Annotated in this window: 24 protein-coding genes; 14 read left to right on the top strand and 10 right to left on the bottom strand. The window is 53.7% G+C overall.

The window, feature by feature from the left end; all coding sequences use genetic code 11:
* Nucleotides 1-15: 15 nt before the first annotated feature.
* From BMX22_RS09495 to BMX22_RS09455, 9 genes are all read left to right on the top strand, one after another.
* Nucleotides 16-957, top strand: a complete 942-nt coding sequence (locus BMX22_RS09495) for a carbohydrate ABC transporter permease (protein WP_081349160.1) — start codon at nucleotides 16-18, stop codon at nucleotides 955-957.
* Nucleotides 958-969: 12 nt separating this feature from the next.
* Nucleotides 970-1,848: a carbohydrate ABC transporter permease gene (locus tag BMX22_RS09490; RefSeq protein ID WP_177173005.1), complete on the top strand. Its 879-nt coding sequence runs from the start codon at nucleotides 970-972 to the stop codon at nucleotides 1,846-1,848.
* A gap of 10 nt (nucleotides 1,849-1,858) precedes the next feature.
* Complete coding sequence (locus BMX22_RS09485) at nucleotides 1,859-3,547, top strand: hypothetical protein (protein ID WP_074742234.1); 1,689 nt, start codon at nucleotides 1,859-1,861, stop codon at nucleotides 3,545-3,547.
* Entirely contained in the window at nucleotides 3,525-4,154 is a 630-nt protein-coding gene (locus BMX22_RS09480) for a Yip1 family protein (RefSeq protein WP_074742233.1), read from the top strand. The genes BMX22_RS09485 and BMX22_RS09480 overlap by 23 nt, the downstream gene beginning before the upstream one ends.
* A gap of 17 nt (nucleotides 4,155-4,171) precedes the next feature.
* Entirely contained in the window at nucleotides 4,172-7,003 is a 2,832-nt protein-coding gene (locus tag BMX22_RS09475) for a DUF5696 domain-containing protein (RefSeq protein ID WP_143055514.1), read from the top strand.
* A gap of 1 nt (nucleotide 7,004) precedes the next feature.
* Entirely contained in the window at nucleotides 7,005-7,976 is a 972-nt protein-coding gene (locus BMX22_RS09470) for a carbohydrate ABC transporter permease (RefSeq protein WP_081349159.1), read from the top strand.
* Nucleotides 7,977-7,989: 13 nt separating this feature from the next.
* Entirely contained in the window at nucleotides 7,990-9,021 is a 1,032-nt protein-coding gene (locus BMX22_RS09465; RefSeq protein ID WP_081349158.1) for a carbohydrate ABC transporter permease, read from the top strand.
* Between the two features lie 257 nt (nucleotides 9,022-9,278).
* Entirely contained in the window at nucleotides 9,279-9,635 is a 357-nt protein-coding gene (locus BMX22_RS09460) for an Asp23/Gls24 family envelope stress response protein (RefSeq protein WP_074742231.1), read from the top strand.
* 21 nt (nucleotides 9,636-9,656) lie between these two features.
* Nucleotides 9,657-11,312 (top strand): DAK2 domain-containing protein, encoded by a 1,656-nt coding sequence (locus BMX22_RS09455; RefSeq protein WP_074742230.1) that lies wholly within the window; start codon nucleotides 9,657-9,659, stop codon nucleotides 11,310-11,312.
* A gap of 166 nt (nucleotides 11,313-11,478) precedes the next feature.
* On the opposite strand, the gene BMX22_RS09450 is transcribed toward BMX22_RS09455, so the two are convergent.
* The 6 genes from BMX22_RS09450 to BMX22_RS09425 all read right to left on the bottom strand — a co-directional run bounded on the left by BMX22_RS09450 (nucleotide 11,479) and on the right by BMX22_RS09425 (nucleotide 17,567).
* Nucleotides 11,479-13,530: a prealbumin-like fold domain-containing protein gene (locus BMX22_RS09450; protein ID WP_074742229.1), complete on the bottom strand. Its 2,052-nt coding sequence runs from the start codon at nucleotides 13,528-13,530 to the stop codon at nucleotides 11,479-11,481.
* The gene (locus BMX22_RS09445) at nucleotides 13,469-14,386 is read right to left on the bottom strand and encodes a hypothetical protein (protein WP_074742228.1); all 918 of its coding nucleotides are present in this window, start codon (nucleotides 14,384-14,386) and stop codon (nucleotides 13,469-13,471) included. The genes BMX22_RS09450 and BMX22_RS09445 overlap by 62 nt, the downstream gene beginning before the upstream one ends.
* Nucleotides 14,379-15,119 (bottom strand): Spy0128 family protein, encoded by a 741-nt coding sequence (locus BMX22_RS09440; protein ID WP_177173004.1) that lies wholly within the window; start codon nucleotides 15,117-15,119, stop codon nucleotides 14,379-14,381. The genes BMX22_RS09445 and BMX22_RS09440 overlap by 8 nt, the downstream gene beginning before the upstream one ends.
* Before the next feature lie 20 nt (nucleotides 15,120-15,139).
* Entirely contained in the window at nucleotides 15,140-15,844 is a 705-nt protein-coding gene (locus BMX22_RS09435) for a class B sortase (protein WP_074742226.1), read from the bottom strand.
* Nucleotides 15,838-16,137, bottom strand: coding sequence for a hypothetical protein (locus BMX22_RS09430; RefSeq protein WP_143055513.1), 300 nt, complete (start codon nucleotides 16,135-16,137; stop codon nucleotides 15,838-15,840). The genes BMX22_RS09435 and BMX22_RS09430 overlap by 7 nt, the downstream gene beginning before the upstream one ends.
* Nucleotides 16,138-16,625: 488 nt before the next feature.
* Nucleotides 16,626-17,567 carry an RING finger protein gene (locus BMX22_RS09425; RefSeq protein WP_074742224.1) on the bottom strand — a complete coding sequence of 314 codons (942 nt, stop codon included), beginning with the start codon at nucleotides 17,565-17,567 and terminating at the stop codon, nucleotides 16,626-16,628.
* A gap of 226 nt (nucleotides 17,568-17,793) precedes the next feature.
* On the opposite strand from BMX22_RS09425, the gene BMX22_RS09420 reads away from it, so the two are divergent.
* On the top strand, nucleotides 17,794-18,663 hold the full coding sequence (locus BMX22_RS09420; RefSeq protein WP_074742223.1) for a dipicolinate synthase subunit DpsA: 870 nt from the start codon (nucleotides 17,794-17,796) through the stop codon (nucleotides 18,661-18,663).
* Nucleotides 18,653-19,303: a dipicolinate synthase subunit B gene (locus BMX22_RS09415; protein ID WP_143055512.1), complete on the top strand. Its 651-nt coding sequence runs from the start codon at nucleotides 18,653-18,655 to the stop codon at nucleotides 19,301-19,303. The genes BMX22_RS09420 and BMX22_RS09415 overlap by 11 nt, the downstream gene beginning before the upstream one ends.
* A 49-nt stretch (nucleotides 19,304-19,352) precedes the next feature.
* Here BMX22_RS09415 and BMX22_RS09410 read toward each other — a convergent pair whose 3' ends face one another.
* From BMX22_RS09410 to rsmD, 4 genes are all read right to left on the bottom strand, one after another.
* Complete coding sequence (locus BMX22_RS09410) at nucleotides 19,353-19,538, bottom strand: hypothetical protein (protein ID WP_143055511.1); 186 nt, start codon at nucleotides 19,536-19,538, stop codon at nucleotides 19,353-19,355.
* A 168-nt stretch (nucleotides 19,539-19,706) separates the two neighbouring features.
* Nucleotides 19,707-20,237, bottom strand: a complete 531-nt coding sequence (locus tag BMX22_RS09405) for a vacuolar-type H+-ATPase subunit H (RefSeq protein ID WP_318259724.1) — start codon at nucleotides 20,235-20,237, stop codon at nucleotides 19,707-19,709.
* Nucleotides 20,238-20,243: 6 nt separating this feature from the next.
* Complete coding sequence (gene coaD, locus BMX22_RS09400) at nucleotides 20,244-20,735, bottom strand: pantetheine-phosphate adenylyltransferase (protein WP_074742221.1); 492 nt, start codon at nucleotides 20,733-20,735, stop codon at nucleotides 20,244-20,246.
* Nucleotides 20,732-21,286: a 16S rRNA (guanine(966)-N(2))-methyltransferase RsmD gene (gene rsmD, locus BMX22_RS09395; RefSeq protein ID WP_074742220.1), complete on the bottom strand. Its 555-nt coding sequence runs from the start codon at nucleotides 21,284-21,286 to the stop codon at nucleotides 20,732-20,734. The genes coaD and rsmD overlap by 4 nt, the downstream gene beginning before the upstream one ends.
* 278 nt (nucleotides 21,287-21,564) lie before the next feature.
* Here rsmD and BMX22_RS09390 point away from each other — a divergent pair, with 278 nt between their 5' ends.
* The 3 genes from BMX22_RS09390 (at nucleotide 21,565) to uvrC (ending at nucleotide 25,624) form a co-directional block, all read left to right on the top strand.
* Nucleotides 21,565-22,518 carry a hypothetical protein gene (locus BMX22_RS09390; RefSeq protein ID WP_074742219.1) on the top strand — a complete coding sequence of 318 codons (954 nt, stop codon included), beginning with the start codon at nucleotides 21,565-21,567 and terminating at the stop codon, nucleotides 22,516-22,518.
* Nucleotides 22,515-23,126, top strand: coding sequence for a hypothetical protein (locus BMX22_RS09385; RefSeq protein ID WP_074742218.1), 612 nt, complete (start codon nucleotides 22,515-22,517; stop codon nucleotides 23,124-23,126). The genes BMX22_RS09390 and BMX22_RS09385 overlap by 4 nt, the downstream gene beginning before the upstream one ends.
* A 674-nt stretch (nucleotides 23,127-23,800) precedes the next feature.
* Nucleotides 23,801-25,624 (top strand): excinuclease ABC subunit UvrC, encoded by a 1,824-nt coding sequence (uvrC, locus tag BMX22_RS09380; RefSeq protein WP_074742217.1) that lies wholly within the window; start codon nucleotides 23,801-23,803, stop codon nucleotides 25,622-25,624.
* Nucleotides 25,625-25,636 lie beyond the last annotated feature (12 nt).

The following is a 25,636-nucleotide window of genomic DNA, read 5'->3' as shown; positions in this document are numbered from 1 at the left end:
AAGGAGGAACGTCACTTGGCTCAGATAGCTGCCGAAGATATCGGCAAAAGGACAAAGCGTGAAGAACGCGCCATGCTGTGGCGCTCGTTCAAGGCAAGCAAGTCGTGCTACCTAATGCTCGCGCCCTTCATGATATTCTTCATCGTGTTCACTGTCATACCCGTTGTGATGTCCCTCCCCATGGGCTTCACCGACTTCAATATGGCGCAGGCTCCGAAATTTGTCGGTCTCTCTAACTACACTACGCTTTTCCTCTCGGACAAGATATTCGTGAAGTCGATACGCGTTACGATAGTTTTCGCGCTCTTCACGGGACCTGTCAGCTACATACTCTGCTTCCTGCTGGCGTGGCTGATAAACGAGCTCCACCCGAAGCTGAAAACCATATTCACGCTCATATTCTACGCGCCGTCGCTCGCGAATGTCTACACGGCGTGGACACTGATATTCAGCGGCGATATGAACGGCTATGCGAACTCGTTCCTCATCAACCTCGGGCTCATCAACTCTCCCGTTCAGTGGCTCACAGACGGACGCTATATCCTCGGCGTAACTATCGTGGTGCAGCTCTGGATATCGCTCGGAGCAGGCTTCCTCGCTCTGCGTGCGGGCTTTCAGAATATCGACCGCTCGATGTATGAGGCGGGCGCTATCGAGGGCATCCGCACCCGCTGGCAGGAGCTCATCTACATCGTTATCCCGTCAATGGGACCGCAGCTCATGTTCGCGGCGGTAATGCAGATAGTCAGCTCGTTTACGGCGGGCACGGTCGCTCAGAACCTCGTCGGCTTCCCGAGCACCGACTACAAGGCTCATACGATAATGACCCACGCCTACGACTACGGCTGGGTGCGCTACGAAATGGGCTATGCCTCGGCGATATGCATGGTGCTGTTCGTCGTGATGTACCTGCTGAACAAGCTGATAAGCAAGGTGCTCAGCAAATATATGGACTAAGGAGGTGGGAAAGTGGCACAGGTCAACACCGTGAAGCTGAAGGCTTCAAATAAGCAGGCAGGACGCAAAATAGGCGGAACTATCGCTATATTCGCCTTCCTGACAATACTCGGACTATTTATGCTGTTCCCGATATACCTCATTCTGATAATGTCCGTCAAGCCCGTAGAGGAGCTGTTCATTTTCCCGCCCAAGCTCTACGCGATGCGCCCGACACTCGACAATTTCAGCGATATGTTCGAGGTGCTCAACAGCAACCGCGTACCGTTCTCGCGCTATGTCTTCAACAGCGTGGCGGTCACGGTCTCGGTGACGGTATTGCAGTGCATATTCGCGTCAATGGCGGCTTTCGTCCTCGCGAAGTGCAAATTCCCTGGGAGCAAGCTGATAAACAGCATAATCGTCGTTGCACTGCTGTACCAGTCCAACGTCATATACATCATGCAGTATATCGTCATGGCGAAGCTCGGTCTCATCGACAACCCGCTCGCGCTGATACTGCCGTCGATAGCCTCGCCTATGGGACTCTTCCTCATGAGGCAGTCGATAAGTCAGGTGCCCGACGCCATGATAGAGGCGGCTAAGGTCGACGGTGCGGGACTTTTCCGCATCTGCTGGCAGGTAGTGATGCCCAACCAGAAACCCGCCCTCATGACTATCATTATCTTCGCATTTCAGGCGGCGTGGAGGATAGAGGCTGGCTCCGTGGTATTTCAGGAGCAGTACAAGACCCTCCCCACCGTCGTGAATCAGGCTGCTTCGGCAGGACTCGCTCGTGCGGGCGTAGCCGCAGCCGCAGCAGTATTCATGCTCATACCGCCTATCGTGGTATTCATGCTCGCACAGCGCCAGGTCATCGAGACTATGGCACACTCGGGCATCAAGGACTAAGGAGGCGCGCATGGAAAAACTCACACGCAGACTTCTTTCACTCGCGCTGTCGGCAGCTCTGCTCGGCGGCTGTGTATCGGCTCTGACCGCCTCCGCGCGCGAGCCCTATGACGTCTACAACTACGACCGCTGGGGAGAGGCGATACCATCTCAGGCGGGATATATCGCCGAGCGCGCTGTTTCGGGCAGTGACCTCGGCGTGGGAGCGTTCGAGTCTCCCTCCGACATCTTCTGCGACCACACCGACACCTTCTACATCGTGGATTCGGGCAACAGCCGCATAGTAGCGGTGGACTCCGACTTCCGCGAAGCAGTGAAGGTCTACGACAGCTTCACCATGCCCGACGGCTCGCAGACCAAGCTCAAAAATCCGCAGGGCATATTCATCTCCGCGGAAAACGACCTCATGTATATCGCCGACAATGAGAACGCACGCGTGCTCATATGCGGCAAGGACGGCAGGGTCGTGCGCGAGATAACCAAGCCCGCATCCGAGATATACGACCAGAAGCGCACATTCCTGCCCCAGCGTGTCATCGCCGACAAGGCGGGCAACGTCTATATCGTACTCGGCAACATCACCACGGGCGCGGCTATGTTCGACCCCGAGGGAGAGTTCATCGGCTTCTACGGCGCGAACCGCGTTCAGCCGACCGCCGAGATAGTCGGCAACTACCTCACGAGCCTATTCACCTCCGAGGAGAAGCGCGCGCGCCGCACAAGGAATGTCCCGACGGGCATCACGAGCTTCGACATCGACGGCGACTTCATCTTTACGTGTACCGCGTCTTCGACGCAGACCACCGATACCGTCAAAAAGCTCAACGCCGCGGGAAACAACATCTTCGCGAGCAATGACGCTGTTTACGGCGACTATGCGCCCATGTACGACACCTCGCAGAACAAGCTCCTCGCTCCCGCGATAGTCGACATCGACATCGCCGAGGACGGCAATATCAACTGCCTCGACTTTACCACGGGACGCGTCTTCCAGTACGACGAGGACTGCCACCTCCTGTTCATCACGGGCACTATCGCCAAGCAGGTGGGAGGCTTCGACCACGCCGCGGCTCTCGAATCAAAGGGCGAGAACCTCTACGTCGTGGACAGCCGCAAGGACACCGTGACCATATTCACCGAGACCGACTTCGGCAGGATAGTCCACAAGGCGACAGCCTACTACAATGCGGGCTACTACGAAGAAGCGCTCGGGCCGTGGCTGGAGGTGCTCAAGCGCGACGGCAACTACCACCGCGCGAACATCGGCGTAGCGTCAGCTCTGCTCCGCAAAGGAGACTACGAGGGCGCGATGAAGTATGCGAAGCTCGCAGGTTCGGGTTACATATACAACAAGGCTTTCGAGGGCTATCGCATGGAGTTCCTGAAGAAGCACTTCGGGACGGTATTTGCGATTGCGGCAGTATTTATCGCAGCCCTGTTCGCGCTCGGATATACGCTGAAAAAGCGCAGACGCGCTCTTGCGGCAGCCGCGAAGGCTCCCGCGGACACCGATATAGCCAAGCTCGACCTCAACAAGGGCGAGGCGGCAGAGGCATTGCGGGCACTCGAAGCCGAAACAAAGGCTGACGAGGAAGCCGCTCGGCTGAAAGCCGAGATAGCCGCAGCAAAGGAGAACTCTGCGGCAGTCGAAAACAACAGAAGGGAGGAACAGCAAAATGATGGACCTGAGACCAGCTGAATGGGTAAGGCACGCAGTAACTCACCCCGTCGAGGGCTTTGAGGATATGCGCTGGAAGAAGTCGGGCTCGCTGAAAATAGCGTTTCTGATAGTGTTCATGCTGTTCCTCTCGGAAATAGCATACGGAAGGCTGTACGGCTTTCAGTTCTTCGTCACCTACGACAAGGTGTTCAACATCATCCCCTATATCACCAAGACGATAGTGGTGTTCGCGGCGTGGGTCATCGGCAACTGGTCGATATGCACCCTCTTCGACGGCGAGGGTACGATGCGCAATATCTGCATATACAGCGCATACGCCCTTGTGCCGTTCATCGTTCAGCGCTTCATAAACGTGTTCCTGTCCCATTTCCTTATCCGCGACGAGTACGTCTTCATGCAGGCTATAGAGATAATCGGCACGGGCTGGACGCTCATACTCCTGTTCTCGGCGATAAAGTCGGTACACCAGTACAGCTTCGGCAAGACCGTAGCCGCGATAATACTGACGATAGCGGCAATGATGATAATGCTGGTGCTGCTGGTGCTGTTCATGTCGCTGATACAGCAGGTATATATCTTCGTCTCGACGATATACACAGAGCTCTCCTACAGGATAAGAGTCTGACGGGGGCGGTGATGCATATGAGAAACAAGATAAGACGCACTCTGCTGTGCCTGCTCGCCGTCTCGACGATGACCGTGTCCGCAAACATCTACGCCGAAAACGAGGGCGAAGCCGATACCGCAGCCGAGGCTTCGGAGGACGGAGAGTCCGAGGACGGAGAGGCTGCCTCCGAGGAAAAGGCGGCAAAGCTCAAAGAGTCCGAGGAGAAGGTGCGCGCGGAATTTGACGACATAACAAAGTATCTGCGCAAGGTCGGCTCTGCGGACGGTATAGACATCTACGCCAAGGATAAGGGCTTCGAGGACGATATATGGGCGAAAAACGGCGGCGAGCCCGAGAAGAAGTCCGACTACACCGAGGCTCAGGAGGCAATAGCCGATATGATTGGCGACCTCAAAAAGCTCGGCGACCTCGTGGCTGTAGACCCCGAAAAGAAGACTGCTCTCGCGGACTTCGGCGACAGCAGCAAATGCGACGAGGGCAAGCTGTGGGTCAGCGGCGCAAAGCGCTACCTTCTGTACACCGACGCCGACATCACCCGCGTGATACGCATACGCCGCGTGATATCCACGATAGACGACCCGACGCTGTTCAGCTCGATAGACGGCAAGACCCTCGAGCGCATGGACAGCGACTGTAAGAAGGTGCTCGCGGTCTTCACCGAGAGCGGCACCGAGGACGGCAAAAAGGTCTACTATACCGACGACCGCTCCGCTTTCACATGGCTGACAGCCGACGGCAGGCAGGTCATCGGCACGTACAGGCAGTGCGCAGAGAATGACAGCTATATCCTGCTCGTCGACGACCGCCTCGGCAACCTCGGGCTCAAAAATAAGCAGACGGGATACATATGGTGGTCGTCACCGCTCGGTGCGGCACGCGACAAGGTGGCTACTCCGCTGCTCGTGAACGAGCTGCGCTCGTCGAATACGCTCCGCTACGGCATACCGTCGAAGCGCTCGAACAACAACGTTCTGCGCTCGGGCACCGACGACTGCGAGATAAAGGTCAGCGACGTCAGGGACGGCGTCAGGGTGACCTACTACTACAAGGCAGGATTCAGCTTCCCCGTCGAGTACACACTCGAAAAGGACTGTCTGAAAGCCTCGCTGAAGGTCTCCGAGATAAAGGAGCCGAAAGACGAAAAGATAGCGACCGAAGTCACGCTGCTGAACAGCTTCGGAGCTGCCTCCGACAAGGAGGACGGCTGCTTCGTCATACCCGACGGCAGCGGAGCTCTCGTGCGCTTCAACAACGACAAGACTATGGACACAAACGCCTATCAGCAGCGCGTATACGGCAATGACGTGACCGCTGTGCCGACGAGCCGCGGAGCTGTCACCGAGCAGATATACCTGCCCGTATACGGCATAGTCAAGGAGGACAACGCCTTGCTGGCAGTTGCCTCCAAGGGCGACTCCAACGCCTATCTCACCGCGCAGGTGTCAAAGCAGTCCAACAGCAGCTACAACCTCTGCAACTTCACGTTCATACTCCGCGGCACGGACACCTTCTATATGTCGGGCAGCAACAGCGACAAGCTCACGGTATTCGAGAGCGGCGCGATAAAGTCCGACGATATCGAGCTCCGATATTACCCGATATCCAAGCAGGGCGCGAGCTACGTAGATGTAGCCGACCGCTACAGGCAGTACCTCATCGAGGAGGAGGGCATCGAGCCCAAGACCTCGGGCGCTGCTATGTACGTCGACCTCTACGGCGGCACGATGAGGAAAAAGCCCGTCCTCGGCATACCCGTTTCGATGAAGCAGCCCGTCACCAAGTACGGCGAGGCGCTGGAGATACTCACGGAGCTGAAAAACAGGGGAGTGGACGATATGGTCGTCACCTACAACGGCTGGACTAACGACGGCATAAAGCGCAAGGTCGATACGGGAGCCTCGCCTTCGGGCACTCTCGGAGGCAAGAGCGATTTCTCCAAGCTCACCGACTTCATCGACGAGAACGATATCGGATTCTACCCCGCTTCAAGCAGCAGGGACTTCTACTCGGGCAACGGCTACTACTCGTTCACAAGCACCTGCGTGAGGGTATCGGGCTCGTACTCGCGTATAGTCAGCTATGACCGCGCATACGGCATTCCCGATGGCTTCAGGAAGAATATGTCGCTGCTCTCGCCGAGCTGCTTCGGGGAGGTCTACAGCGATATCGCGAAGAGCTACGCGAAGGCGGGGCTCAGTGGTGCGGCTGTGGACAACGCCGCTTCGTCGCTCTACGGCGACTACGGCAAGAAAAACATCTCCCGCTACAAGGCAATGACTATGGCTGAGGAGGCGTTCGGCAAGCTCGGTGATTCGCTCGATAACGGCTTCATCGCCGACGGCGCTAACGCCTATGCACTGCCATACATCAGCCATATCACGGACATTCCGCTCTCGTCGAGCCGATTCGACATCTTCAACGAGGACGTTCCGTTCTATCAGATAGTCATGCACGGACTTATCCCTTACTCGACTACTCCCGTCAACGGCGACGCCGACCCGTCTGAGCTACTGCTCAGGGCGGCGGCTACGGGAAGCTGCCTCAGCTACGATATGATATACAACGAGACGAGCAAGCTCAAGGACACCGACTACGACAAATACTACTATGCAAACTACCACTACTGGGCAGACACGGCAGCCGAGGAATACAAGCTTCTCGCACCTCTGCTCGGCAGCGTGAGCGACAGTACGATAACAGGCTACGACGTCAGCGATGACGGCAGCCTCATAACCACGACATTCTCAAACGGCACCGTTGTAAAGACAGACCTCGAAGCCAAGACTGTTGAATACGGCGGGAACAGGCTCTCGCTCGCAGACTCTGAGGAAGGAGGCATCGGCTGATATGGCAGAAGAAGCTATAAAGACGGAGGCGGCGGCTCCCGCAGAGGAGCAGTCGGCGGTAAAGCCCGCAAAAAAGCGTCGCGAACTGCCCTACGAGAAGCGCAAGCAGCTCTACGGATACGGTTTCATCTCCATATGGATGATAGGCACACTGATGTTCTTCCTCGTACCGCTCGTGAAGTCGTTCTGGTACTCCTTCAACGAGGTCTCTATCGGTGACGGAAAAACGCTCACGGATTGGGTAGGAACGGCTAAGTTCGACTATGTCATCAACGCCGACCCAAAATACACGGTATTCCTCAAGGAAACTCTCATAGAAACAGCGTGGAAGACTCCGCTGGTGCTGATATTCTCGCTGTTCATCGCGGTGATACTGAATCAGAAATTCCGCGGCAGAACGCTCTCGCGGGCGATATTCTTCCTGCCTGTCATCATCGCGACGGGTCCCGTATACAAGATAATCAGCGGCGATATGAACTCTACGGGCAACACGGGCGCGGCACAGTTCTCGACGATGTTCTCGACCGACCTTGTCGGCGAGCTCCTGCAATTCCTCGGAATATACGGCATAAGCGACAATATGAGCACGATGATATCCACCGTCGCGGACAACATCTTCGGCATCGTCTGGTCGAGCGGCATACAGATACTGCTCTTCCTCGGCGCCTTGCAGAACATTCCTCCGTCGGCGAAGGAAGCTGCCCAGATAGAGGGCGCGACCGCTTGGGAATTCTTCTGGAAGATAACACTTCCGTACGTCAGCCCGTTCATACTTGCGAACCTGATATTCACTGTCATCGACTCCTTCACAAGCCCGACCAACAAGGTCATGGAGCGTATCCTCGCAATGAAGGAGGAGTGGAAGTTCGGCGAAGCATCGGCTATGGCATGGATATACTTCCTGATAGTCTTTGCGGCGATAGGACTGGTAACGCTGATAATAAACAAGTTCATTTACTATGAGGTAGAGTAAGGGAGGCGATGAAATGACTGATACAACAGGCGCCGTTGTCAAGAGCGAAAGCGAGATAGGCGGCGGACTCACTCCCCGACAGGCGAAGAAGCTCCGAATGCAGTCGATGACCGCCGAGGAGCGCGGCTATATCCGCCGCAAGGCTGTCATGGACAGGATTTTCCCGTTCTTCCGCTTTGTGATACTGTTCGGACTCGGCTTTGTCATACTCTATCCGCTCATCTACATGGTGAGCTGCACATTCCGCGAGCGGGCGGATATGAACGACCCGACCGTAATGTGGATACCGCGCCATTTCACACTGAACGTGCTGAAGGAAACGCTGACGGCAATGGACTTCTGGAACACTCTCCGCACGACGCTGATACTGAATATCGGCTGCTCGTTCGTGCAGGTGCTGTCGTGCTCGGTGACGGGCTACGGCTTTGCACGCTTCAAGTTCAGGTTCAAGGGGCTGCTTTTCGGCATCGTCATAATGATGATACTGGTACCGCCGCAGGTCATTGGACTCCCGCTGTATACGCAGTTCCGCTCGTTCGGGATACGCGGGCTGTTCACGGTAAACCTCATCGACACGATGTGGACGATGTACCTTCCCGCGATAACGGCAAACGGCATTCGCTCGGGACTGATGATACTCATATTCCGCCAGTTCTTCCGCGGGCTGCCGAAGGAGCTCGAGGACGCCGCCTACATCGACGGCTGCGGACCGCTGAAAACGTTTATCCGCGTGATGATACCGAATGCGGGCTCGGCGTTCCTGACGGTGTTTCTGTTCTCAGTGGTGTGGTACTGGAACGACTACTATTTCGGCTCGACCTTTTTCGTCAACACAAACACGCTCGCACGAATGCTGACGAACCTTGACACGGAGCTGAAAATAAGACTTTTCAAGTCTGCGACCGTGGAGATAGCACCGCGCGAGCAGATAGTGTGGAAGGAAGCGGGCTGTCTGCTCTCGATAACGCCGATACTGGTGATGTACGTCTGCCTGCAAAAATACTTCACCGAGGGCATAGCGCGCTCGGGTATCACGGGAATTTAACAAAACAGCGAAAGGCGGACATTGTCCGCCTTTTTTCGTGCAGTGGTGTTTTTACAAGTACAGGGGCTGGTACTCGCAGCAGCCTCATTCTCACAAAGTTTGCACGCCTCACAAAATTAATTGACATAATATTAACAAACTGTGCCGAGAACGTAAAATTTTCGTATACAGCTATTGCAAGTTGCAGAAAGCTGTGTTATAATAATAATGTGTGCAGTTTTGCACGGCTTACTATGTAAAGAGAGGGAGTGCGCTTTATGGTAACAGTTGAGAACCATATCGGCAAAATTTCCGTTACAGAACAGTATCTTACCGAGCTTATCCGCCATGCAGTATGTGACTGCTTCGGTGTAGCCGATGTTTGCAGCGTGAATACGTTCCGTTCGGCGGTATCGTCGCTGACGGGAGGTCGTATGTGCAAGCGCAAGGGCGTGCTCGTGCGCACCGACAAGGACGGCGGACTTATAATAGACCTGCATATCAAGGTCACTTACGGCACGAACATAGCTGCTGCCGTAAACAGCATAACCCACAAGATAACATTTACGATAGAGGAATCAGTAGGCATCGGCGTCAGCAAGGTAAACGTGTACGTCGATGATATGAGCTGCTGAGCGATTGGGAGGAAATAGAACGTGATAAACGGTGCTTTATTCAGAGACGCTGTTATTTCTGCCGCGATAACGCTTAACAACAGGAAGCGTGAGGTCGACGAGCTGAACGTATACCCCGTACCCGACGGCGATACGGGCACGAATATGTCGATGACCATCGGCAACGCGGTCGAGGAGCTGAAAAGGCTGCCCGACAATGTCAGCGTGTCGGACGTGGCTTCAGCGGCTGCTTCGGCTTTGCTGAGAGGAGCGCGCGGCAACTCGGGCGTTATCCTTTCACTGATATTCCGCGGCATATCAAAGGGGCTCTCGGGGCTGAACGAGGCAGGCTGCGAGGACTTCGCAAGAGCTCTCGAGCTCGGTGTGAAGGCAGCATATAAGGCGGTGATGAAGCCTGTCGAGGGAACGATACTCACAGTATCGAGATGTGCGGCTGAAAAGGCAAAGGAGAGCGCTATCTCGAACAGCAGCGACGTTATCTTCTGGTCGGATGTCTGCGCCGAGGCGGAGGCGACCCTTGCTAAGACGACGGAAATGCTCCCGCAGCTGAAAAAGGCAGGCGTTGTAGACGCAGGCGGAATGGGCTTCACTATAATCATCAGGGCAATGTACGAGGTCTTCAACGGCGGAAGCATAGCTGAGCCCGCTGAAGTTCCCGCAGAAGAGGAGAACTCGATAGAGGCGTTCAGAACGGCAGTCAGCCAGTACGACGACGACATAACGTTCACGTACTGCACGGAGTTTATGCTCGAAAAGAACGAGAACTGCCCCGACCCCTTCATGCTGAGGGCATACCTCGAGACTATCGGAGACTGCGTAGTAGTAGTCGACGACGAGAAGATAATCAAGGTACACGTACATACCGACAATCCAGGCAAGGCGATACAGAAGGGGCTTGAATTCGGCTACTTCATCAATGACCCGAAGCCGAAGATAGAGAATATGCGCATCCAGCACCAGAATAAGGTCAAGGAGGCGGAGCAGCTCGAAAATGGCTTTGCGCCCGCAGTCCCCGAGAAGGAGTTCGGCTTTGTGGCGGTGGCAGCAGGTCACGGCATAGAGACACTGTTCACCGACCTCGGCGTTGACTTCGTAGTGCGCGGCGGACAGACAATGAACCCGTCCACAGACGACATACTCCGCGCGATACTTGCGACTCCCGCAAAGACGGTATTCGTGCTGCCGAACAACAAGAACATCATCATGGCAGCCGAGCAGGCGGTCAAGCTTACCGACAAGAGCGTGTGCGTGCTCCAGACAAGGACTATACCGCAGGGCATATCGGCGATGATGGCGTTCGACGACAGTGTCGGACTTGCCGAGAACAGGATCAATATGACGAAGGCGTTCGAGAAGGTGCAGACAGGACTTGTCACCTACGCCGCGCGTGATTCCGAGTTCGAGGGACACGCTATCAAGGAGGGCGAGATACTCGCGCTCGACAACGGCAAGCTCGCGTTCACCGAGAAGGACATCAATAAGGCGACCGTGAAGCTGACGAAGAAGCTTTGCAAGAGCGGAGCGAGCTATGTTACCGTTATATACGGCTCGGACGTTACTGAGGAGAACGCTGAGCAGCTCCAGCAGCTGTTGCAGTCGAAGCTGAGCGACAAGATAGAAGTAATGCTTGTAAACGGCGGACAGCCCGTATACTATTATATTATTTCCGTAGAATAAGCAAAAAGCCGCCGATAAGGCGGCTTTCTTCATGTCCGCTAACAGCGGCAGCCGAGCACGACTGCCGCTGTGCTGTTCGGTCATCGCTTACCGCGAGATGACTGTAAAAAAATCAGCACCCTCGATAAACGAGAGTGCTGAATGCAAAACTCATCCTGTCAGGACGTCAGGCTGTTCGCTTCTTTTTGCGTTTGGAATAGAGAATAGCACCAATGGGTACCGTGGGCACCACGAATAACAGAAGTGCTTTACAAAGCGAGCCGGGTATACCTGTCGGCAGTATGCCGTTTCTGGTGTTCGTGACAAGGAGCTCGGAAGCCGCCAAAAACTCAAATGTAACAGAATTGGTGTCTCCCTTATCCGTTTCGTCCAGCTTCATACTTGCTGTGTAATCCTCTTCCGTTTCGGTGATGGTAACATCGCATTCCAGCGGGAGAGTGAATACAGCAGTGTCGCCGTCTGCAAGGGTGAATGTATCGCCTGAACGGATGCTTTCCTGTTCTTCGCCATTCAAAAGCCACGCAAAGCTCTCTTCGGCAGAATTCATGACTTCGAGTTTGAATTCAAAGCGCTTTGTTTTGTCGCCGAATAAGCCTTCGACCTTTTTCTTGACAGTAAGGTCAGCAACGTGTACACCCTTGAGGTTGTTGCCTGCTTTGATACGGACGATCACCTTTCCTTCCTCGGATGTATCGCTTACGAGAGAAACGCCCTGCGGTTTATTTATAAGTTCTACTTCTCCAAGCTTCGTTATGTTAAACTCGATCGGATCAACGAATCGTTCATATCCGTTAGGGGCGCGTACTTCTTTCAGGAAGTATCTGCTTGACGGCAATGTTTCGTCTATTTTCGGGATAATACCATCTGCTCCCGTCACAAGCGATTCATAGTCGGCGAGGGGATAATAGTTTTGCAGATAGCTTCCGTCGGATTGTTTAGTTCCCCTGTAAAGCGAAAATTCGGCTTTTGCCAGAGGAGTATCCGAGCCTGATGCATATTTGATCATGCTGAGCGACAACTTCTTATTGTAAACGGTGATCTCGCCGATGAGTTCCTTCGAGGTGATATCTTTATGATTGACCCAGCCGTCATCCTCGGGATTAATGATCCTGATGCGATCACCTTCAGCAGTCTCTTCAATATAGAAGTTTATCGGTGTTTCAGTACCTACCCATGTTGTCGTCGCAGCGGTCTGGGTGAGCGTGTAGACGTTGTTTTCGCCCTTTTTGTAATCATAAAGAACAGCGACGGTTCCGTTTTCGTCTGAGATAAACTCTCCAAAATCTATCTCATCGCCGTTCAGCTTCAGTGTGAATGCTCCGTCCGCCAGTGCTGCTTTGAAAGTTCTGTCTGCTTCTGTTCCGTTCCATTCGCTCAGTCGTATCTTGACACCCTTTTCAGCAGGAGTGTTAGTGACTTTATCCTCACGGGTATTCTTCAGCGGTTTGCCCTCGGCATTGTTAGCGGTAGATTTGATCTCGCCGTTTTCGTAGGTGACGTAGTATTCCTTGTTTTTCATCTGAGTGCTGCCTGTATTGCGCGCTCCTACCATAAGAGTATCCGTTGCACCTTCGCCGAGCGGTATTGCTGTTCCGCTGTAGGTCTGAACATTTCCGTCTTCATCAACACACGGCTGACTTAACGTTTTAAGTTCACGGACTACATAATTACTCAGATCGCCGTATGAGCTGCTCAGATACCATTTGACCGTGGTATTCGGATATTTTAGCTGCTTGACAGTGTTGCTCACCATTGTTTCGGAAGTACCGTTTTTCTTATATAGAGCAAAATATACGGGCTCATGTTCAGAAGCAACATATTTGTCCGCCCATATTTTTTCAGCAGATATCCCTAAGCCGCGCTCATTCTTTACATCCATGGCAGGATTGGAGGCCTCTCTGACAATACCTATGTTTTCGGGATCGTTGGGATTAACAATATAAGAGTTCTGGTCTCTTTTGTACCCTTTCAGATTGTATCCGAGCGGTGTTTCGCTGAAGAACTCATCGACCCTGAATTTCGTACCGACAGGCAGATCAACGACCTGCACCTTATGCCATGCGGGGATCTTGGAGATAGAGCCGTTCGGAGAGGTGAAGAAAGTGAGCTCTTCAAGCTGTGCTTCGGCAAGTCCTTCAATGCTTTCGTGGGTTGTCTCAACAAACCGCCCCGAAGACGGATCCCACTTTGATGTTATTATTCGTGTTCGGCGTGACATCGAAAGCGGTCGCATCAGCTTCCGGGACCAGAGCCATAACTCCCTGATTTCCGTCGGTCGTCATTTTCATATATACCTTTTCTTCGCCTATCAGGGTATATATGAGGTATTTGTTATCATCATTCTTATTAAAATACCATACGGCTGCATTGTCCATATCGTTCTTAGTCGTTTTTTGGATTACTGTAATGGGATTGTTTTTATCGTTGTGATTTGTAGTCTGCCCCATACAATAATATGAATTACTGCCTTCCTTATTGGAAATTAAAAATCCCTTACCGTCCAGTTCCTCGACTGTTTGCGCTGTAATCGTTTCATCGGGGAGCGGCTCCGGAGCAGTCACTATCTCATAGACCGAAAAGGCAGTCGCTTCAAAGCTGATGATGTTATCTGTTATTGAAAACTCCGTGATACGCTCACGGGTGCCGTCGTCTGCGATATGCCAAAGCTCGATATAAACGGAATCAGAGATAGCGGGATCGCTGATCTCGACACGTATCGGGTTTGCCTCACCCGGCTGATATTCCTCTTCGCCGCTGCTTATCGTTATGTCATAGGCTGAAACGCCCTCGTGCTGCTCGGAAACATCGACCGCTTCTGCGGTCGCGCCCTTCGGCATCAGTCCGTTCAGCGTGATGACCTGTTCAGCCTCTTCGCCGTTGGGATAGAGGGCGATGTTCTGTTCTGTCAGCACCTCATCCGAGCCTGTCAGAGCCGTTTCGCTGATCTTTGCGGAAGTCTCTGATGAAAAAGCCGCTGTTTCGGCAGGAGCGGCAGAAAAACAGGTCGCCGCAGATGAAAGCATCATTGTGAATGCACAGGCGATACTTGCTAATTTTTTAGTTATTTTATTCATTCTTCTTTTCCTCCTCACTCTGATCACGCTTGAAAAGGAATGCGAAGATCGCTGTCATTGCTGAGATCAGCATGACGAGCCTGATCGCGTGAGCCGGAAAATTATCTCCGGTCATGATATCACTGATAATGTCAGTACTTTGTTTTTTTGTTGTCACAGCAGTTGTCGTTGAAGTGACAGCAGTAGTAGTGTCGGTTAATGTTGTCATCGTAGCAGTAGTAGTAGTTGTTGTTGTTGTCGTTGTTGTCATTGTTGTTGTGGGAACCTTCTCCGCAGCAGAAAGCACGATATCCTGAAAAGCAATGCTCTCAGCCTTGCTGTCACTTCCCGTGCTGCAAGCTGTTATCGAATAACGCAGACCGCCGTCTTCGGCATTTTCCGCATACACAGTGACAGTATAACTGCTGCTGTCATATTGTATATTTTCGTTGCTCCCTGCAACCTCATATATATTATAGATATAAGTTCCCGGTTCTGTAATGGATATATCAAAAGTTCCCGTGCCGTCCTCGGAGATATTGAGGCTGTCACTGACAGGCTTGGGAGCTTCTTCATTTTTCGGTTCGATCTTCACTTCGTAGGTGTGTGTATTGTCACCGTAGACCGTAAAGCAGTCCACGGGGATCGTTACATTTATCGCTTCATAAGCGAATGCATCCGTCCTTACGGAGAAAAACACCCAAAGGGAGAGCAAGCATACCACAGCCGGAATAAACATCTTTATAAGCTTCATATACTTTCCTCCCTTCTTGATCATTCGCTGTCTCTGATATAGCAGAACACCACGACTCTTGTTACCGAATTGGCATCAACGCAGGTAGACAGCGCGAGGATACGGCTGTCTTCCTCCTGTGTCAGTACAACAGCGTTGTCGTGGATAAACTGTCGTATCTGGTCCTGCTTCATATCAAAGACGATTTTTTCTTTTGCGCTCACCTTCATAGAGGCAAAGCATTCAATGTCATAAACTTTCTCAGCGTTTCGTCCGACCATGAGGGTCCCCGACGAATGCTGCTTTAAATATTTTTCATTCAGAAAGTCATCAAGGGCGCCGAACATCTTGCCGTAGTCCATATGATGACCGTAAACGACAGAGTATTCGTCCGAAAAATCGGGAGAAGACCTGCTGTCAAGGAAAATGCTGCCGGTCAGGCTGTAGTTTCCGAACGGATCGGTATTCAGGTAAGAATTGTTATCTTTTCCCTGCATGACAGGATAATCTATATTTGTTCCGTCTACAGTGAGCCATCCTGCCATATCATAGGTGATCGGGGAATCGGCTGTTGCTTCGGGCTTCTTGGGATCGGGTTTGTATCTGAGAACTCTCTTGTCAAGCGTATGAGTATACAGATAATAGTTGTCATACACCTGCCATAGACCGATTAGCATGACGAGCCCGAATACGGCGATAAGTGACCAGCCGTACAGTTCGTTCAGCCGTTTCCAGAATTTCAGCAAGGCTTAGCCTTCCTCGTACCCTGCTTTAAGTCTGCCAGCCGATAAGTCAGGCAGAATTCGCCGTCCCTGATGGTAGGGTAAGCGCAGTTGGTGTGACAGATGTGGATACCTGCAATGAACCTGAAGATAACGGCAAGAACAAGTGCAGTTACTGATATCTTGACAAGAAAGTGTAATGCATAGCTTTTCGCAGTTCTTTTTTTGTGCGGCTTCACCTGAGATACTGAAGCCTTTTCATCCTTTACGGGTCCTGCTCGGGATACATTGCTTTCGGCAGTGTCAGTATCCATCATCATCCTCTCTTTCGCTGCCTTGAGGGAGACATACTTCCGAAAGCCGACGCACTCCGTGACATACGGCAGCACTCGGAAAACTTGCCGTAAAGCGGCACACGCCCTTCTGAAAGCAGAATGTCTCCTGTTTTTTGTCCTGTTATCATTTGCATACTGTGATCGTCTCCTTTGCTTTTGTGATGGCAGTTATCCTGAATACTGCTGAACAGGTGATTATATGCTTATATATATGAGTTTATTCAAAACCGTTATAGCACAAAATGGCTCAAACCCGCAATAGGCAATTCATACCAATTGAATAGTAATTGTTATTGCACTAATTGTAAATCGTGACGATTGAATGTTGAGCCGATGATGGTGTACTTCGATATCCGTGACAGGTTGACGAAAGCGCACGGAGAATAAAAAAACTCCGGGAGATCACTCCCCCGGAGATATGTCACACGTAATACTGCCGCATGGGACAGCGCATGATGCGTCCCTTTCGGTCACAATATAAGGCCGAGAAACAGGTAAGTCGCGTACATGGCGACGAAGGTCATCGCGAGCGACATCACCGCCACCAGAAGCGTATTGAGTATCCTTACTCCGCCCGCCGCGAATATCTCCTCGCGCCTGAGCTCGCCCTCGCTGTGCGCTCTGAGCCGCCTGAGCGACTTCAGCACGAAGCGGTAATACAGCTTATTGCTGAACAGGCAGAACGTGATGCGTATGAGCATATCCGCCACATTGCACACGTCCACGAGCATGGAGAGCGTATGGCGGTTGTCGTATATCTTCTGTATCAGCTCGGCAGGGAAAACGCTGTAGCTGCCCTCGATACCGTCCGCGATGAGGTAGCTCACCGCCAGCGGCATAGACAGCAGAACGGTCACGATGAGCGACAGCAGAGCCCAGAACCACATCCTCCTGTTTGCGAAGTAGACGGGCGGGAATACGAAGCTTATCAGGTTGAAGGAAATGCTTCTCCCCGTGTCCTTCATCCGCTTGAATATGGGGATATAGTAAATGGTGTTCGTCTTCACGAAGTCCGCAACATCCCTGAGCGGCGAGCCGCCCATATCCTCCTCGGGATTGAAGCCGAGATAGGGGCGCGGCACTCCGAAGACAGGCTCGTCCTCCTCATCGCCTGCCTCGTCGGGGGAGAGGTCGGCGCCGCATCTCACGCAGTTTTCGGCGTCGAGGCTGTTCGGGAAGTGGCACGCGGAGCATATCACGAACTTTCTCTCGTTATTCTCCTCCTCGTGCAGTTCCTCGGCAGAGCTGTGCCAGCTCTCGTCCGTACCGTGGAGGGCAGAATTCGCGCATTTGTTTTCAGCCTTGTAGCAGGCGCGGTGGTGCGGCGAGCCGCATTCGGGGCAGACTACGATATCGTCGCCCTCGGTGAATACCTCTCCGCAGGCGGCGCATTTTTCTCCGATAAAGTTCATATTTCCTCCCTCCTGTCCAGATGAGTTCATATCACCACTATTATACCACAGCTTTTTTGATTTAGCAACAATTTTCACCATATTCTCACTGTTCCGACAGTCGGGAGGCGTTCGGCGAGCTCCCTTTCACGCGCACAAATTCACGCTTATCGCCATATAATGTACAGAGATTGCCGTTAGCACACGCGGACGGCAGGTCTGAATCTTTGTCAGAATGGAGAACGTTATGAGACATGATATAAAGATACTTATCGCGGGCGGCGATATGCGGCAGGCACACTGTGCGGCGCGGCTCGCGCGGAGATACGGAGTTACGCTCGCGGGCTTTGACAGCTCTGCTCTTCCCGCCGATATCCGACACCTTGCGGGCGCTCCCGATACTGTCGGCGAGTTCGACTTTGCGGTGCTCCCGATGCGCGGGCTCGGCTCCGACGGGAATATCACCGCTCCGCATTTCAGCGCTGTCCTCGCCGCCGCGGACGTCGCCGCTGCTGTCAGGGAGGGCGGCACTGTCTTCACGGGGCTTGCGGACGCCCGCCTCGCAGAGCTCTTCCCGCGGCACAGCCTCGTCAGCTACATGGAGCGCGAGGAGCTCCTGCTGAAAAACGCCGTCCTCACCGCAGAGGGCGCGGTACAGCTCGCGCTTGAAAGGCTCGACGTTGCACTTTGCGGACTGCCCGTGCTCATTGTCGGTCTCGGCAGGATAGGCACATCGCTCGCGATGATACTGCGCGGCTTCGGTGCGGACGTTACGGCAGCCGTGCGCAGTCCGAAAGCGGTGGCAAAAGCGGAAATGCTCGGCGTGAAGTCGGTGTACACGAACGACATCGGCGGCGGGCACGCTCTTGTTTTCAACACCTCGCCCGAGACGGTGTTCACGCGCGGGAATCTCGGCATATCGCACAGAAACACGCTGTTTATCGAACTTGCCTCGGGCGAGGGCGGCTTCTCGCGCGAGGCGGCTGATATGCTGGGAGAGAATCTCATACGTGCGGGAGGTCTGCCCGCGAAGAAAGCTCCCGTGACTGCGGGAGAGATAGTCGCGGACGCCGTTTCCGCGCTTGTTGAGGAAGGAGGCGGAAGCTGTGGAGACTAATCTTATCGGTATCAGGATAGGCTACGTGATGACGGGCTCTTTCTGTACTTTCGCGCGGAGCTTTGCACAGGCGGAGAAGCTTAGGGAAATGGGTGCGGAGCTTGTACCCGTGATGTCGGAGACTGCCGCTTCGCTGGACACGCGCTTCGGCACGGGTGCGGAGAACACCGCACGGCTCGCGGAGATATGCGGACGCGCGGTCATCACGGACATCTCCTCCGCCGAGCCCATAGGTCCGAAGGATATGACCGATATCCTTGTCGTTGCGCCTTGTACGTCGAATACGGCAGCGAAGCTTGCAGCAGGCATCACCGACAGCGCCGCGACTATGGCGGTGAAGTCGCATCTGCGCCGCGGCAAGCCTGTTGTGCTGGCGATAGCGTCGAACGATTCGCTGCTCGGGTCGGCGAAGAATATCGGGGAGCTGTTCAACCGCAAGAACTACTACTTCGTGCCGATGCTTCAGGACGATATCGAGCGCAAACCCGCGTCACTGGTGGCAGAGTTTGAGCTGCTGCCCGAGGCGGTGAATGCGGCTCTGCGCGGAGTTCAGCTCCGTCCGATAATCTACCACCCTACGGAAGCGATACGGGACCGCGCTGTTAGCGGGACCCTTTTTCAGAAGGATTTCCCTCAATAAATACTCCGTAATACTTCCGTATAGGTACAGACATTAGCGGCTGTTTTCATTATTGTTCGAGCTCGGCGAAGAGAGCGCCGACCGTGGGTATAAACATACACAACGCGAGAGCATGATGAAAGAGCGATTTTCCCGATGCAGTGCTGCTGTTGAAGGCATTACAGCCGATCATCGCGATCACCCACGTGACTGTGAAAGTGAAAAGCAGATACTTTGTCAGTTTTGAAAGCTTCAAATCGTCACCTCCGAATTGCATGAGCGCCGCGGTTATATTCAAAGGCACCCCCTCTGTGGTCTCAAAAACAAAAAAGCGGGCTACCGAGCCGTAAAACTGCGTTACGTATTTGGTAGCCCACGAAACAGCCCGAGGGAGTTCCCCTCAGGCTGCCTTTGAGTTTTATTATTACTTTTTGCTGCCTGTTGTGGAGTCCTGGAGGACAGTCTGTGCAGCAGCCTGCGGGTTCTGAGTGAGGGCAGGGGAGGTCTTGAGCGTGTGCTGGAGCTTCTCCTTTGTGCGCTTGATGTCGAGCAGCGACTTGTTGTGGGTAGCCTCCGCGTCGTTGAGCATCTGAGCTACCGAGAGAGCTGCGTTCTTCTGGAGCGCAACGGAAGAAGCCTGAGCCTTCTGGAGGATATCCACAGCCTTCTTCTTTGCCTCGGTGACGATAGCCTCCTGAGAAACTATCTGCTGAGCTCTTTCCTCTGCCTTGCGGATAATGCCCTCTGCGTTGAGCTTAGCCTCGTTGAGGATGCGCTGGCAGTCGAACTCTATCTTCTTTGCCTCTTTGAGCTCGTGAGGCATATTCAGGCGGATATCGTTGATGAGCTCGCGCATACGCTCGCCGTCAACTATCTTCTTGTGTGAAACGAAGGGTACGGACGTAGACTTGTCAAGAAGTTCGTCCATTTCCTCAAGGATCTCATCAATACTCATAATACTTTACCTCTCCTTTATTAGTCGTGACTGTATGTCGTCAAGAATTTCGTTGGGAACAAAGTGGCTTATATCGCCGCCGAAGTAGGCTATCTGCTTGACTACGCTCGAGCTGAGATACATATTTTCCGCCGCCGTGGTGAGAAACACGGTTTCCGCATTCGCGTAGAGCTTCTTGTTTGCGAGCGCCATCTGGAACTCATATTCAAAGTCGCTGACGGCTCTCAGACCCTTTACTATGGCGACTGCGCCGACGTTTCTGACGTAATCCGCAAGAAGTCCGTCGAGGATGTCTATGACCACGTTGTCGAGGTCTTTCGTGACGGCTTCTATCATCAGCATACGCTCCGTGGCGGTGAAGCTCGGCTGAGCCTTGCCCGCATTTCGGGAAATAAGCACGATGACCTTATCGAACAGCCTGGAAGCACGTGTTATTATGTCAAGATGCCCCAGCGTCACGGGGTCGAAGCTTCCAGGGCAAACGGCTATCCTTCTCATTCTTCTTCCTCCTCTGAGGGCTTTGTGAAAACGGCGACGTTTATCTTGCCGTAGCTGTATACCTTTTTCAGCGCCATACCCTCGGGAGCCTCGGGCGTGCCAGCCTCCTTCTCGTACTCGCAGATGACGAAGCCTCCGCTTTTCAGCTTAGCCGCCGCCATTGGCAGGAGCTTGGGGATATGGCCGCATCTGTACGGCGGGTCGAGAATGATGATGTCGAAGCTCTGCGACGTGAGCCTGATATAGTCGTAGCTGTCGCGTGTGATTACCTCCGCGAGCTTGTCCAGCTTAGTGCCTTTCAGGTTCTCGTTGATGCATTTTACCGCCTTTGCGGAGCTGTCCACGAACACGGCGCGAGCCGCACCACGGCTCAGTGCCTCAATACCCATCTGACCGCTTCCCGCGAAGAGGTCGAGCACATAGGCGCCCTCTATCTCGAACTGTATCGAGGAGAAGACTCCTTCCTTGACCTTATCGCTTGTCGGACGCGTATCGAGCCCCTCGGGGGCGGCGAGCTTATGACCCCGCGCAATACCTGTAATAACTCTCATTTAGTATAATTCCTCATATACGAATATATTTATCCGACTGACTGCCGAAATCCATATACAAAGACATTATACCTCATTTTTGCTGATTTGTCTATAATTTTTATAAAGATAGGTTATTTTTACTAAAAAACCACGTGCTTATTTATGGCATATTGCCTGTATTGATATGCAAAAACGTTACATTTCGGCGATATTTGTTACGATTTTAATGTTTGTATTGATTAATCCTGCGATATCATGTATAATATGAGTAAGACCATTCGGGGAGGTGCCTGTCTTTGAAGCTTGTGAGAAAAACAGCTGTATTCGCACTTGCGGCGGGGATACTGTCTGCCGCAGCAGCGTCCTGCGGGCTCAGAACAGAAACATACAGTATTAATATAACAGTCCCTCTCGACGACATCGACTTCACCGACGGGAGCTGTCACGGGATAAGCTTCATCAGCGGAATCAACGGCACTGTCATAGTCATGTGCGATGACGTCGAAGAGCCCGAAATACGCGTGAATGTGGAATTCGGCGGCGGTCTGAGCGGCAGCCGCACGGCTGAAAAGCGCAAGGAAGAGCGTGACAATCTCGTCATAACACATGAGCTCAATGACGGCATACTTGTGATAGACTTCAAGGACAGGACTACGGGGCAGTCTGCGCAATCTTCATACAACCCATTCAAGGAGGAGTTCAACGGTGTGCTGTTCAGCCACGCGCAGTCCATTGTGACCATGACTCTGCCGCGGAGCTTCGACAGCTTTCAGATACGCAACAACGGCGGAGACCTCGGTGCGAAGGAACTCTGCGGACACATCGACCTTGCTTCAAACGACACGCTCACAGCCGAGAATATCGCCTTCAACAACGACGACGGCAACATGGTCATCGGGGATAAGGGTGTGGTGGTCAGCACCACTCGCTGCGAAGAGGGGCACGCGGACGCCCTTATCATTTCGCGGTACGGCGATATCACCTATGTTATGCCCGAACCTGCCGAAATGACGGGGGCTTCAAAGGCTGACACCATACAGATACTTTGCTCGGAGGGAACTGTAAAGGTCGACCTCAACGGCAATGTGTGCGCCGACACGAATGAGCTCGACAAGGAGAAAAACAGGCAGTACGACTACTCCGCCGCCCACGGAGCGGCTCTGCTCGATATAGAAGCTTACGGAAAGGACGTAACATTCACGAACGGCGAGTACATCAATGTTCGCAGGAACAATAAGGAGGAAACATGAAAAATCTGTTCGGAAAGCTTGCGGCGCTCACGCTGACCGCCGTTACCCTGCTCGCGGGCTGCGGAGCCTACGAGGAGACCATAGACAGACCGCAGGAGGTCACCTACTCGACATTGCAGGTCTACACCGAGCCCGAGACAACAGCTCGGACGACCGAGGCTTCAACAACTGCGGCAGCCGACAAGCAGACAACGGTCAGGTCTGCAACAGCGAAGCAGACTGACAGGTCCGCCAAGACGACGGCTAAGACCACGAAAAAAGCAGTAAAGACCACGGCTGTACAGACTGCCGAGCCAACGACTGCCGCCACAGCCGATGCCGACTACGTTGAATACCGATTCCGCAGCAAAAAGCTCCTTGAGCAGCACTTCGAGAAGCACGGCGGTGAGTTCGGGGACGAATTCGGCTATAAGACGGCACGGGAGTACGAGCAGGGTGCGAGCGACGTTATCAACAACGACGAAGCCCTCAACAAGACCGAGAAGGATGACGGCGACTATGTCTACTACATCGAGGCGACGAACGAATTTGTGGTGCTGTCGAAAGATGGCTATATAAGGACGTATTTCCGCCCCGATTCGGGTAAGAAGTATTACGACAAGCAGTAGCATTTTCAATGCGTAATTATGCTGCGCGGAGGTATCTAACGCTCCGAACAGACTGCCTCGCGAAACCGAAAGTTTCGCTCAAGCCTTTTCAAAGGCTTGCGGGTCGAGGGCAGCTGAACAGCCCGTCCCCTCTGTCGCTTCGCGACATCTCCCCACACTGTGGGGAGTCACCCCGCAGGTTCTAAGGGCAGGCTCAACGAGCCCGTCCCCTCTGTCAGCTTCGCTGACATCTCCCCGCACTGCGGGGAGTCACCCTTAATCGCCGTCTATGGCGGCGAAATACTCCATATCACACAAAAGCCGCCCTTCGCAAACAATCCTGTGAATTGTTTGCGAACATGATAGCTGACGTTTCAATGCGGGCGCCCAAAGGGCGCCCCTACAAAATGTTGCCGCAGGCAAACGCGTAAGGCACGGGGCGATGTGGGCATCGCCCCCTACGTCGTGTTCACACGAATAGTTTGGTAAGGCGGCGGGCGCACGGATAAGCAGCGCACCAAATCTTTGATTTGGATTGCGATGCTATATGCAGCTTTGCTGTAATGCGCCCCTACACATTCAAATTCATCGGCGAAGCCGATACCACGAGCTAACGGCTAATGGCTAAAGGCTTATAATTATGAATTATCAGAACGCGCCAATCTCACACGTGATAACAATTAAGGAGTCCCACTATGAACGAACGGCTTCCCTATCTCCGCGAAAAGACCTCCAAGCTGACCTCGTCGGCGGGCGTCTACCTGATGAAAAACAGGGAGGGCGCCATAATCTACATCGGCAAGGCGAAGAACCTCAAAAACCGCGTGACGAGCTATTTCCGCGAGAACCCCGACCACACGCCGAAGGTCGCGGCGATGGTGTCGAACGTCTACGACTACGACTACATCGTCGTCGACAGCGAATACGAGGCTCTGCTGCTGGAGTGCAGCCTTATCAAGCAGCACAAGCCGAAGTACAATATCCTCCTCAAGGACGACAAGGGCTATCACTACATCCGCATCTCCGACGAGGACTACCCCCGCATAACCAACGTCAAGAACACCAAGGCGGGCGGGACCTACCTCGGACCGTACACCAGCGGCTCCATTACCAAGGAAGCCGTCAACGAGGCTAACCGCGTCTTCATGCTTCCGACGTGCAGGCGCAGATTCCCGCAGGATTTCGGCAAGGAGCGCCCCTGCCTCAACTATCACATCAAGCTCTGCATGGGAGTCTGCCGCGGCAGGATAGACAAGGAGACCTACCGCTCGGCTGTGGACGAGGCTGTAAACTTTATCAAATCGGGCAGTGCGCAGTCGGTCGAGCGCATGGAGCAGGAGATGAACGAGGCGGCGGAGGCTCTCGAATTCGAGAAGGCGGCGATGCTCCGCGACAGGATATCCGCTGTCAGAAAAGCCGCCGAAAAGCAGAAGATAATCAACAGCGGCGTCGATTCCACCGACGTCATCGGCATAGCCGAGGACTACGACGGCATCTTTGTTTCCGTGCTGATGTACCGCGAGAACCGCCTCTTCGACAAAGCGGTATTCGAGTTCGCCAAGCCCGACGACGGCGAGGATATCCTGAGTCTCTTTCTCGCGCAGTTCTACCACGGCAGGGAGGATATCCCGCGCACTGTCACCGTAGACCACATCCCAGAGGACGGCGCTCTAATCGAGGAAATGCTCACAAAGCAGGCGGGCAGGAACGTCAGGCTCCACCAGCCGCAGAGGGGCAGGCTGCCCGAGCTGATGCGGCTCGCGAAGAGCAACTCCGCGGAGTACGCCGCACTGAGAAACGACCGCACGGGCAAAGAGGTCATCGCGCTCGAACAGCTCGGCAAGAGCCTCGGGCTTGCGCGTCCGCCGCGGTATATCGAGGCGTACGATATATCGAACCTGTCGTCGGAATCAATGGTCGCGGGCATGGTCGTCTTCGAGGACGGCAGACCGCTGAAAAAGGCGTACAAGCGCTTCAACATCAAAGAGCAGGAGTACCAGAACGACTACGGCAGTATGCATGAGGTGCTCCGCAGACGGCTCACGCACATAGTCGAGCAGGACGGCGACGAATACTTCAACCGCACTCCCGACCTCATACTCCTCGACGGCGGAACGGGTCACGTACACGCGGTAGAGCCGCTCCTGCGGGAGTTCGGGCTCGATATACCGCTGTTCGGCATGGTCAAGGACGACAAGCACCGCACCCGCGCGATAGCCGAGGGCGGGCGTGAGATACAGATAAACGAGCTCCGCGCGGTATTCGACCTCGTAACGCGCATACAGGACGAGGTACACCGCTATTCTGTGAGCTTCATGCACCAGAAGCACAAGAAAAAGACGTACAGCTCGGAGCTGCTGACCGTCAAGGGCGTCGGCGAGAAAAAAGCCGCAAAGATAATGATACGCTATAAGACAAAAACGAACCTGCTGAGAGCGACCCCCGAGGAGCTCGCAGCAACAGCAGGCGTTTCCCTCGACACAGCCCGCGAGCTGTGGGAGGTCATTCAGAAGATGTAAAAAAACGGCATT

This window comes from Ruminococcus sp. YRD2003 (assembly GCA_900109435.1).
GTDB classification, from domain to species: Bacteria; Bacillota; Clostridia; order Oscillospirales; family Ruminococcaceae; genus Ruminococcus; species Ruminococcus flavefaciens_G.
Note: the sequence above shows the minus strand (reverse complement) of the source record. Positions and strands in the feature narration are given on the sequence as shown.

Bases quoted from the DNA above. Each gene is read 5' to 3' on its own strand.
- BMX22_RS09485 (WP_074742234.1), top strand. From the start codon at position 1,859: ATGGAAAAACTCACACGCAGACTTCTTTCACTCGCGCTGTCGGCAGCT.
- BMX22_RS09480 (WP_074742233.1), top strand. From the start codon at position 3,525: ATGATGGACCTGAGACCAGCTGAATGGGTAAGGCACGCAGTAACTCAC.
- BMX22_RS09475 (WP_143055514.1), top strand. From the start codon at position 4,172: ATGAGAAACAAGATAAGACGCACTCTGCTGTGCCTGCTCGCCGTCTCG.
- BMX22_RS09470 (WP_081349159.1), top strand. From the start codon at position 7,005: ATGGCAGAAGAAGCTATAAAGACGGAGGCGGCGGCTCCCGCAGAGGAG.
- BMX22_RS09465 (WP_081349158.1), top strand. From the start codon at position 7,990: ATGACTGATACAACAGGCGCCGTTGTCAAGAGCGAAAGCGAGATAGGC.
- BMX22_RS09460 (WP_074742231.1), top strand. From the start codon at position 9,279: ATGGTAACAGTTGAGAACCATATCGGCAAAATTTCCGTTACAGAACAG.
- BMX22_RS09450 (WP_074742229.1), bottom strand. From the start codon at position 13,530: ATGTCACGCCGAACACGAATAATAACATCAAAGTGGGATCCGTCTTCG.
- BMX22_RS09445 (WP_074742228.1), bottom strand. From the start codon at position 14,386: ATGAATAAAATAACTAAAAAATTAGCAAGTATCGCCTGTGCATTCACA.
- BMX22_RS09440 (WP_177173004.1), bottom strand. From the start codon at position 15,119: ATGAAGCTTATAAAGATGTTTATTCCGGCTGTGGTATGCTTGCTCTCC.
- BMX22_RS09430 (WP_143055513.1), bottom strand. From the start codon at position 16,137: ATGATGGATACTGACACTGCCGAAAGCAATGTATCCCGAGCAGGACCC.
- BMX22_RS09425 (WP_074742224.1), bottom strand. From the start codon at position 17,567: ATGAACTTTATCGGAGAAAAATGCGCCGCCTGCGGAGAGGTATTCACC.
- BMX22_RS09420 (WP_074742223.1), top strand. From the start codon at position 17,794: ATGAGACATGATATAAAGATACTTATCGCGGGCGGCGATATGCGGCAG.
- BMX22_RS09405 (WP_318259724.1), bottom strand. From the start codon at position 20,237: ATGAGTATTGATGAGATCCTTGAGGAAATGGACGAACTTCTTGACAAG.
- coaD (WP_074742221.1), bottom strand. From the start codon at position 20,735: ATGAGAAGGATAGCCGTTTGCCCTGGAAGCTTCGACCCCGTGACGCTG.
- rsmD (WP_074742220.1), bottom strand. From the start codon at position 21,286: ATGAGAGTTATTACAGGTATTGCGCGGGGTCATAAGCTCGCCGCCCCC.
- BMX22_RS09385 (WP_074742218.1), top strand. From the start codon at position 22,515: ATGAAAAATCTGTTCGGAAAGCTTGCGGCGCTCACGCTGACCGCCGTT.
- uvrC (WP_074742217.1), top strand. From the start codon at position 23,801: ATGAACGAACGGCTTCCCTATCTCCGCGAAAAGACCTCCAAGCTGACC.